We start from the raw sequence: 8,952 nt of genomic DNA, 5'->3' as shown, positions 1-8,952 counted from the left end.
GGTCCGCGAAACGCCGGAGTGCATGCCGGTCGCGGACCGGTTGCCGTTCGGTTCCCCGCGCCGGAATCCTCAAGTCGTCCGGCCGGCTGCCGCGCGGGCTCGTACCGGCGTCAGGAGCGGACCGCGACCACCAGCGGGCCGCGGTCACCCTCGATCACCCGGACCCGGACCCGATAATGCTCGGCGAGGTTGGCCTCGGTCAGCACCTCGGCCGGGGCCCCGGCTGCGACGACCCGGCCGCCGGCCAGCAGCACCATGCGGTCCGCGTACTCGCCGGCCGTGGACAGGTCGTGCATCGTGGCGAGCACGGTGAGGCCGCGCTCGGCGCGCAGGCGGTCCACCAGCTCCAGCACCTCCTGCTGATGGCCGATGTCCAGGGCGCTGGTCGGCTCGTCCAACAGCAGGATCCGGGCGCCCTGGGCCAGGGCCCGGGCCAGGAAGACCCGCTGCCGCTCGCCGCCGGACAGGGTGTCCAGGCGGCGGCCGGCGAACCGGACCAGGTCCAGCTCGGCCAGCTCCGCGTCGACGGCGGCCAGGTCGGCGGCGGACTCCCGGCCGAGCGGCGGGATGTACGGCGTACGCCCGAGAAGGATGTAGTCGAAAACCGTCATCGCGGGCGGGACCACCGGGTTCTGGACGACCACGGCAACCGTCCTGGCCCGTTCCCGGCGGTGCAACTCCCCGATCGGGCGGCCGTGCAGCAGCACCGCGCCGCGGAACGGGAGCAGGCCGGCCACGGCGCGCAGGGCTGTGGACTTGCCGGCGCCGTTCGGGCCGATCACGGTGACCCACGCGCCGTCGGCCACGGTCAGCGTGACGCCGTCGACGATGAGCGCGTCGTCCAGCCGTACCGTCAGATCGATGACCTGGACCGCCGTCATGCCGCCGCCGATCGGGTGGTGCGCAGCACCACGATGAAGAACGGCGCGCCGAGGAACGCCGTGACCACGCCGATCGGGATCTCCGCGGCGCCGCCCGCGACGCGGGCCAGCAGGTCGGTCAGGGTCAGAAAGGCCGCGCCGAAGAGCAGCGACAACGGGAGCAGCGCGCGGTAGCTCGGGCCGGCCAGCAACCGCAGCGTGTGCGGAACGATGATGCCGACGAAGCCGATCAGGCCGGAGACCGAGACGGCCGCCGCGGTGCCCAGCGACGCCGTCACGATCAGCAGGTAGCGGCTGCGCTGCGGGTGCAGGCCCAGGCCTGCCGCCTCCTCGTCGCCGACGGTGAGCACGTCCAGCTCACGGCGCTGGGTGAGCATGACGGCGGCGGTCAGGACGGCATACGGCAGCACCACAAGGACGTCGTGCCAGCCGGCGGTGCCGAGACGACCGAGCAGCCAGGAGTAAACCTCGCGCAGCGACGCGACGTGCCGCTGCAGCAGGTAGGTCTGCATCGCGGAGAGGAACGCGGAGACCGCGACGCCGGCCAGGATCAGCGCACCCGGTGACCGGTCCCGCCCACCGGCCGCGCCCAGCACCCAGGTGAGGGCGACAGCGATCAGCGCTCCGGCGAACGCCGCCGCCGGCACCCCGATCGGCAGTCCCGCCGACGCGTCCCCGGCCGGGCGCAGCACGATCACCGCGGTCACCCCGAGACCGGCGCCGGCCGCCACCCCGAGCAGGTGCGGATCGGCCAGCGGATTGCGGAAGGCGCCCTGGTACGCGGCGCCGGCCAGGGACAGCATCGCGCCGACCAGGAGACCCAGCACGACGCGGGGCAGCCGCAGCTCGGTAAGGATCGCGACCTCGCGCTCGGTGAGACCGCTGTGCAGCCGTACCCCGGGAATCAGATCGATCAGCTCGATCGCGACGCCGCCGGGCGGCAGGGCGACCGAGCCGAAGGCGAGGCCTGCGGTGGCCGCGACGAGCACGGCCAGCACGCCAGCGGCGAGCCAGGCCGGGCGCAGCCCGGCAGGCCTCATGGAATCTTGCGGACCGCGGCGGCGACGGCTTCGACGAGATCGACGGTACGGGGCCCCCAGCGTGAGGCGATGTCGTCGTCGAGCGGGTAGATCTGGGACGTGCGCACCGCGGTGATCGAGGACCAGCCGGCGCGGGCCCGGACCGTCTCGGCGGACTCCTGGCAGCACTTGGTGTCGGCCAGGAAGATGGTGTCCGGGTTCGCCTTGACCAGGGCTTCCGCGGAGAGCTGCGGGTACCCGCCGGAGCTGCCGCCCGGGTCCGCGGCATCAGCCACGTTCGTCATCCCGAACAGGTTGAAGACGCCGCCGATGAACGTCTTCGAGGTCGCCGAGTAGAGCTCCGGTCCCAGCTCGTAGTAGTAGCTGAGCGGTTCGCCGGGTGCCGGGACGGTCTTGACGGCCTGCTCGATCTCGGCCCTCATCTGGTTGTTGACCTCGGCTGCCTCGGCCGGGTGCCCGGTCAGCGCGCCCAGTTCGCCGATTTCCCGGTACGTGTCGTCGAGCGTCGCGGCGGCCGGGGACAGGAACGTCGGGATTTTCAGTTTGCCCAGCTGGGCGATGATCTGGTCGGAGTCGCCGGAGAGCACCACCAGGTCCGGGTCCCGGGCGGCGATGGCCTCGGCGTTCGGCTTGAAGCCGGACAGATCGGTCTTGGGCGCGTCGGCCGGGTAGTCGGACTGGGCGTCCACCGCGGTCACCTGGGATCCCGCGCCGATCGCGAAGAGCATCTCGGTGGCGGTCGGGCTCAGCGAGACGATCTTCTCGGGCCGGGCGCCGAGGGTCAGCGCGCCGACCGTGACCGGGAAGCCGGTCGCGGTGCTCTCCGCCGGAGCGGGCAGACCCCGGGAATCGCCGGACCGGCCGCAGCCGGTCAGGAGCAGGACTGCGGCAATCGCGATCAGGGCACGTCTCATCGGATCCTCCTGTCGGTTGGATGCGGTGCTTCGCCGACAGGGTCGTCGAGTCACTTACCAGCTTCGGTCCTATGCTCGTCCTTCAACTCGCCGGCCGCCGCCGCTTCGTCGTTGCCGGCGGCCCCCGCCCCGGCGGCCCGGCCGGCATCGCCGCCCCCGGCGCCGGCCGCATCCACGCTGTCGCCCGCGTCCCGGTCCGCGCCGCCGCCCCTGGCGTCCGCCGCGGCCACCCGGTCGCCCGCCTCCGCGTCCCGACCCGCGCCGCCGCCCCTGGCGTCCGCCGCGGCCACCCGGTCGCCGGCCTCCGCGGCCTCGTCGTCGCCGGCCAGGGCGGAACGCAGGCGCGCCTTCTCCGCGGAGCGGCGCTCGGCCATCGAACCGAGGTGCTCGGCCATCTCGTCGCGCCACCTACGGAGCAGGAAGAACGCGAAGCCGGCCGAGGCGACGAACGCGATCATCGCCTTGACCAGGATGTTCAGCGGCGTCGGGTAGATCGCGGCGAACACCACCACGAAAAGGCCGAGCCGGCCCAGCGTGTACTTGACGGCGGGACTCATGATCTCTCTCCCTCAGCCGGACCGCTGACGGAGCCAGCGGAGGCCGTAGAACCAGACGAAGCAGTACACGACCGTGGCGGTCACCGCGCCGGCGCCGCCGCTCACCAGGGGAGGAGTGTACGGCGCGACCAGACCGGCGACCGTCATCCCGGTCGCGGCGCCGAATCCCATGCCGAGCACGGCCGCCAGCACCCGGTCCGCGCCGTATCCCTCGGCCCGGAACTGCTCGACGAAGAGCCAGATCGGCAGGATCACGATCAGCCAGCCGTTGGTCTGACCGAACTCGGCCACCCCGGTCAGCGTGAGGACGCCCTCCAGGACGAGAACCACCGCGATGCCGACCACGAGCCCGGCGAACGCCGCGCCGAGCAGGTCACCGGCGGTCGCCACGGGACCGGGATTGCGCCGCAGACCGCGTGTGCTCCGCTGCTGGGTCATCAGTCCAGCCTAGGCCCAGACCTTCTGCGGCTCGCTGCGCCGCTCGGCCAGGCCGACCGGCTTCTCGTACTCGCGGACGACCTCGTACCGCGTGTTGCGCTCGACCGGCTGGAAGCCGGCGTCCCAGATCAGGTGCAGCAGGTCGTCGCGGTGCAGGGTGTGCGGCGTCCCGTACGAGTCGGCGTCGTGGGTGATCTTGTATTCCACCACCGAGCCGTCCAGGTCGTCGGCCCCGAAGTTCAGCGAGAGCTGGGCGACCGACAGGCCGTGCATCACCCAGAAGCACTTGACGTGCGGAACGTTGTCGAGCAGCAACCGGGAGACGGCGAACGTCTTGAGCGACTCGGCCGGCGCGGCCATGGTGGTGCGCTCCTGGATCCGGTTGCGGATCTTGCCGTCCGCCGAGTCGTGGAAGTCGTGCTGGTAGCGCAGCGGGATGAAGACCGCGAAGCCGCCGGTCTCGTCCTGCAGCTCGCGCAGGCGCAGCACGTGGTCGACGCGGTGCCGCGGCTCCTCGATGTGCCCGTAGAGCATGGTGGCCGGGGTCTTCATCCCCTTGCGGTGGGCCAGCCGGTGAATGCGCGACCAGTCCTCCCAGTGGCAGTCGTGGTCGACGATGTGCTGCCGGACCTCCCAGTCGAAGATCTCGGCGCCGCCGCCGGTCAGCGACTCCAGGCCGGCGTCCATCAGCTCGTCGAGGATCTCGTCGGCGGAGCGGCCGCTGATCTTCTCGAACCACTGCACCTCGGTGGCCGTGAAGCACTTGAGCTTGACGTTCGGCAGCGCGGCCTTCAGCTCGCGCAGCACCTTGGGGTAATAACGCCAGGGCAGCGAGGGGTGCAGGCCGTTGACGATGTGCAGCTCGGTGAGCTGCTCGTCCTCCATCTCCTTGGCCTTGCTGACGGCTTCCTCGATGCGCATCGTGTACGCGTCCTTCTCGCCCGGCTTGCGCTGGAACGAGCAGTACGCACAGCTGGCGGAGCACACGTTCGTCAGGTTGAGGTGGCGGTTGACGTTGAACATCACCCGGTCACCGTTCAGCTCGGTGCGCCTGTGGTGGGCCAGCCGGCCGAGCCAGGTGAGATCGTCGCTCGCGTAGAGCGCGATGCCGTCCTCACGGCTGAGCCGCTCGCCCGCGTAGACCTTCGCCTCGAGGTCACGCTTCAGTCCGGCATCCATGTGCGCCCCTTCCCCTTTTCTCGCCGTCGAGACTACGTGCCGGGTATGACACCGGGCACGGCGGCGGGCCGCGAGGTGGCTCACCCCACCTCGGCACAGAGGCCCCGACCAGGCATTACGGACCCGGACACCAGCAAGTCGAGAAATTCTCAGGGTCCTTTCACCTTCTTCCGATCGACAGCGGTGCGCCGCCTGCGGTATGAACCTTTAGGAACGACTAGCGACGGCCTGACGCCGTCCCGGACGGGGAGCTCATGTCGAAGGCACTGCGGTACGGACCAGCTACATCACGATCCGTGCTAGCGAGACTGCGACCTGTCACCTTCTCGGCGGCCGTCGCAGCGGCGATCGCGGCCCTGTTCCAGCCGATCCCGGCGATGGCGGCGCCGGCGGGCGACAGGCAGCCGCTCGCCGCCGCGGGCGTGCCGGACACCGGCTCGCGCCCCATCCAGCTCGGCTCGCTCGTCCTGCCGAACACGCCGATCAACACGACCACTGTCAGCACCATCCCGGGCTCCGCGACCAACCCGGTCCTGCAGCAGATCGAGAAGGGCCGCGTCGAGGTCGACCAGCTCGGTGACCAGCTGCTCAAGCTGAAGGCCGACCGCGACCTCGCACAGACCCGGGTCACCACCGCCGCGCAGGCGGTGACCGAGGCGCAGACCAACCTGCAGGGCGCGCAGAGCGAAGCGGTGGCCGCCGCCGGCCAGGCGATGCAGCAGGCCGCCGCGGTCCCGCCGGGCGCCCTCGACTCCGGCCTGCTCGGCCTCGACCAGCTGGCCCGCCTGCAGCGCGGCGAGACGCCGACGGACGATTCGTCCGCGCGCCGCCTGGAGGCCGCGCAGATCTCCGCGCAGATCGCGCTCGACGAGCAGACCACGGCCACCAGTAAGTACGACGGCCTGCTCGCACAGTACGAGAAGCTGAACGCCCGGCTGGACCGGAAGCAGAGCGCCCAGCAGAAGCTGGAGGCCGCGCACAAGGACGAGCTGGCCCTCGCCGAGAGCATCGCGAGCGCCACCGACCAGGCCCTCGGTCAGCAGTATCTCTCCGGCGCGACCGCCGGGATGGGTTCCGACCCGCGGGCGATCCAGGCGCTGCAGTTCGCGCTCGCCCAGCGCGGCGACCCGTATGTCTGGTCCGAGGAGGGCCCGGACGAGTACGACTGCTCCGGCCTGATGTACGCGGCGTACCACTCGGTCGGCTTCCCGCTGGTCCGCGTCTCCCGCGACCAGTACTGGCAGACCCGCAACAAGGTCGTCGACAGGTATTCGCTGCTCCCCGGCGACCTGCTGTTCTTCAGCTACTCCAACAGCTGGACCGGCATTCACCACGTCGCCATGTACGCGGGTGACGGCATGATGGTCGAGGCCCCCCGCACCGGCCTGAACGTGCGGCTCACCCCGGTCCGGTGGAGCCAGCTCTTCCAGGCCACCCGGGTGTTCGGCTCGGTCGCGGGCGGTTCGACGGGCATCAGCATCGGCTCTCCCGACCCGGACGAGCCGGCCAACCACCCGACCACCAAGCCGCCGGTCACCACGACCACCAAGCCGCCGGTCACCACGACCACGAAGCCGCCGGTCACGACGTCGCCGACGACCAAGCCGGGTGGTGGTGGCAGCACCGGAAGCCCGACGACCCCGTCCACGCCGAGCTCGCCCTCGACGTCGCCGAGCCGGCCGAAGCCGACTCCGACGCCGACCAAGGCGCCGACCACGAAGCCGGCGCCGGACCCGTCGCCGAGCGGTGGCAACTCGAGCTCGTCCGGCAGCGGCGGCTCGTCGTCCGGATCCACCGGGTCCGGCGGCTCCTCGTCCGGGTCCAGCGGCTCCTCGTCCGGGTCCAGCGGCTCCAGCGGCTCCTCGTCCGGGTCCGGCGGTTCCAGCGGTTCCTCGTCCGGCTCCAGCGGCTCCAGCGGTTCCTCGTCCGGCTCCAGCGGCTCCTCGTCCTCGTCCGGCTCCTCGGAATCGTCGGCCGAGGCGACGAAGTCCTCCGTGGCGGCTACGACGTCCTCCTCCGAGGCGACTGACAACTAGTCCGGAAATCGAATAGAACACGGCTTGCGGAGCACCATCCGAACCGGTCACCAGCCCCTTCGGCCCTTTTGCCGGTGGGCTGGTCGGGTCTATGCCGGGTGCGCTCACACCGACTGATGTGGCACGGTTAAGGTCAGCGACCGACGTCCAAAACCCGTCGGCAGCGGCGGTCGGGAGGAGCCATGGACGAGCAGCAGGCGACCAGGGAGGGCGATAGCTCCACGCCGCCGTCCGTCGGGCCGGCCGTGGGCGACGCCGAGGGTTTCGTGCCGCCCCCGCATCCGGCGCCGGGAGCACTGTGGGCAGACCCCGGCACACACCCCGGAAAGGTCTCCGCTTCCGCCCCGCCGGTGTCCGCTTCGGCCCCGGTTTCCGCGGCGCCAGTCTCCGCGTCCGCCCCGGTTTCGGCGGTGCCGGAGGTTGGTTCCGCTTCGACGCCGGGGACGGCTTCCGGTTCCCCTTCGGCGAGTTCCGCGGTCGTCGCCAGTGCCAAGGCCTTCGGCTCCGCGCCGGTCTCGGTTTCTTCCACGGCCGCCCCCGAGCCGGCGGACCCCGAGCCCGCCGCCCCGGAGCCCGGTGACCCCACGCCCGGCAAGCCCGAGCCGACTGAGCCCGAGCCCGAGCCCGAGCCGGGTGAGCCTACGCCCGGCAAGCCCGAGCCGACTGAGCCCGAGCCCGAGCCGGGTGAGCCCACACCGGGCAAGCCCGAGCCGGGCAAGCCCACACCGGACGAGCCCGAGCCGGGCGAGCCCACACCGGACAAGCCCGAGCCGGACAAGCCGGAGCCAGGAGAACCGCGGCCGGTCCCGGTCCCCCCGCGGCCGGGCGAACCGAAGCCCGGTGGGCCGGAGCCGGACGAGCCCACGCGGCCCATGCCCGTACACCCGGAACCGATCAAGCCGCCTCCCGGACCGGTCCCTGGGCCGCAACCCGAGCCCTTCCCCACGCCGGCGCCCCAGCCGCGCCCGGCCCCCGTTCCCCCCGGCCCCGCGCCGGACCCCTACCCGCCGAGCCCCGTCCCGCCAGGTCCCGGTCCCTCGCCGGTGCCGCCGGCGCCGTCTCCGGACCCGGCACCGCCCGGCCCCGGCCCCGGCCCCTCCCCGGTCCCGCCCGGACCGGCGCCGAGCCCGGTTCCCGGCCCGCCCGGGCCCAGTCCGGTACCCGCGCCACCGCCGGGCCCGGGTCCGGTGTTTCCGCCGCCCCCGATGATCGGGAACGGTTCGTCTACGTACACGATGCCGCCGGAGGGCGGCGGCCCGACGGGAGTCCTTCCGCCCATGTCCTACGGCACCCCTGGTTTCCCGCCGGCTCCGGGAGACAGCGACATGACCCAACCGGTCCGCCTCGGCGCCGACCACCCCGACCTCACCATGCCGCTGACCACCGCCGCCGCGAACGGTGACATCGACCGGACCATGCCGGTCAATCTGGCGGCGCTCGGCAACAGCGACCTGACGATGCCGGTGAACCTCGCGACCGCGACGAACATCGACGCGACCATGCCGGTGAACTACGTCCCGACGCAGCCGGGGCCCAACTCCCCGCACCGCTCGCAGAGCGGTCAGGTCTACAGCGGCACCGGCGGCTACCCGTCGATCGACATGACCATGCCGGTGAGCGACCCGCTGGAGAACTCCGGTTCGCTGACCGGGCACATCCTGGCCCAGGGTTGGCACGACGCGCCGGTGGACCAGCGTCGCGGAAACCTCAAGGTGGTGCTGGCCATGCTCATCGTTCTCGGTCTGCTGGTCGCCGTGAGCCTGGTCTTCGTGCTCACCGTGGGCAGCAGCTTCACCCACATGCTGGGCGGCTCGAAGTGACCCGCTGAAGGACCGGCCAGGAGACCGCGGCGGGGCACTGGCAACCGGCGCGAAGGCCACCGCGAAGGTCCGCGGCGGGAATGCCGA

8 protein-coding genes are annotated in these 8,952 nt (G+C 72.0%); 2 read left to right on the top strand and 6 right to left on the bottom strand.

Annotated features, from left to right (window positions below):
- Positions 1-110 precede the first annotated feature (110 nt).
- The 6 genes from Asi03nite_RS35355 to mqnE are packed head-to-tail and all read right to left on the bottom strand — an operon-like array spanning position 111 to position 5,009.
- Positions 111-881, bottom strand: a complete 771-nt coding sequence (locus Asi03nite_RS35355) for an ABC transporter ATP-binding protein (RefSeq protein ID WP_203684875.1) — start codon at positions 879-881, stop codon at positions 111-113.
- Positions 878-1,921: a FecCD family ABC transporter permease gene (locus Asi03nite_RS35350; protein WP_203684874.1), complete on the bottom strand. Its 1,044-nt coding sequence runs from the start codon at positions 1,919-1,921 to the stop codon at positions 878-880. The genes Asi03nite_RS35355 and Asi03nite_RS35350 overlap by 4 nt, the downstream gene beginning before the upstream one ends.
- The gene (locus Asi03nite_RS35345; protein WP_203684873.1) at positions 1,918-2,835 is read right to left on the bottom strand and encodes an ABC transporter substrate-binding protein; all 918 of its coding nucleotides are present in this window, start codon (positions 2,833-2,835) and stop codon (positions 1,918-1,920) included. Before Asi03nite_RS35345 ends, Asi03nite_RS35350 begins: the two co-directional genes overlap by 4 nt.
- Before the next feature lie 50 nt (positions 2,836-2,885).
- Positions 2,886-3,392, bottom strand: coding sequence for a DUF4229 domain-containing protein (locus Asi03nite_RS38815; protein WP_307834057.1), 507 nt, complete (start codon positions 3,390-3,392; stop codon positions 2,886-2,888).
- 12 nt (positions 3,393-3,404) lie between these two features.
- Positions 3,405-3,830: a hypothetical protein gene (locus Asi03nite_RS35335; RefSeq protein WP_203684872.1), complete on the bottom strand. Its 426-nt coding sequence runs from the start codon at positions 3,828-3,830 to the stop codon at positions 3,405-3,407.
- A gap of 9 nt (positions 3,831-3,839) precedes the next feature.
- Positions 3,840-5,009, bottom strand: a complete 1,170-nt coding sequence (gene mqnE, locus Asi03nite_RS35330) for an aminofutalosine synthase MqnE (RefSeq protein WP_203684871.1) — start codon at positions 5,007-5,009, stop codon at positions 3,840-3,842.
- A gap of 296 nt (positions 5,010-5,305) precedes the next feature.
- Between mqnE and Asi03nite_RS35325 the strand changes: the two genes are divergently transcribed.
- Positions 5,306-7,045, top strand: a complete 1,740-nt coding sequence (locus Asi03nite_RS35325; protein ID WP_239103158.1) for a C40 family peptidase — start codon at positions 5,306-5,308, stop codon at positions 7,043-7,045.
- A gap of 1,325 nt (positions 7,046-8,370) precedes the next feature.
- Positions 8,371-8,865 carry a hypothetical protein gene (locus Asi03nite_RS35320; RefSeq protein ID WP_203684869.1) on the top strand — a complete coding sequence of 165 codons (495 nt, stop codon included), beginning with the start codon at positions 8,371-8,373 and terminating at the stop codon, positions 8,863-8,865.
- The last annotated feature ends 87 nt before the right edge of the window (positions 8,866-8,952 follow it).

Origin of the sequence: Actinoplanes siamensis, assembly GCF_016862395.1 — a bacterium.
GTDB classification, from domain to species: Bacteria; Actinomycetota; Actinomycetes; order Mycobacteriales; family Micromonosporaceae; genus Actinoplanes; species Actinoplanes siamensis.
The sequence above is the reverse complement of the archived record's forward strand: the minus strand, read 5'-3'. Positions and strand labels throughout refer to the sequence as shown.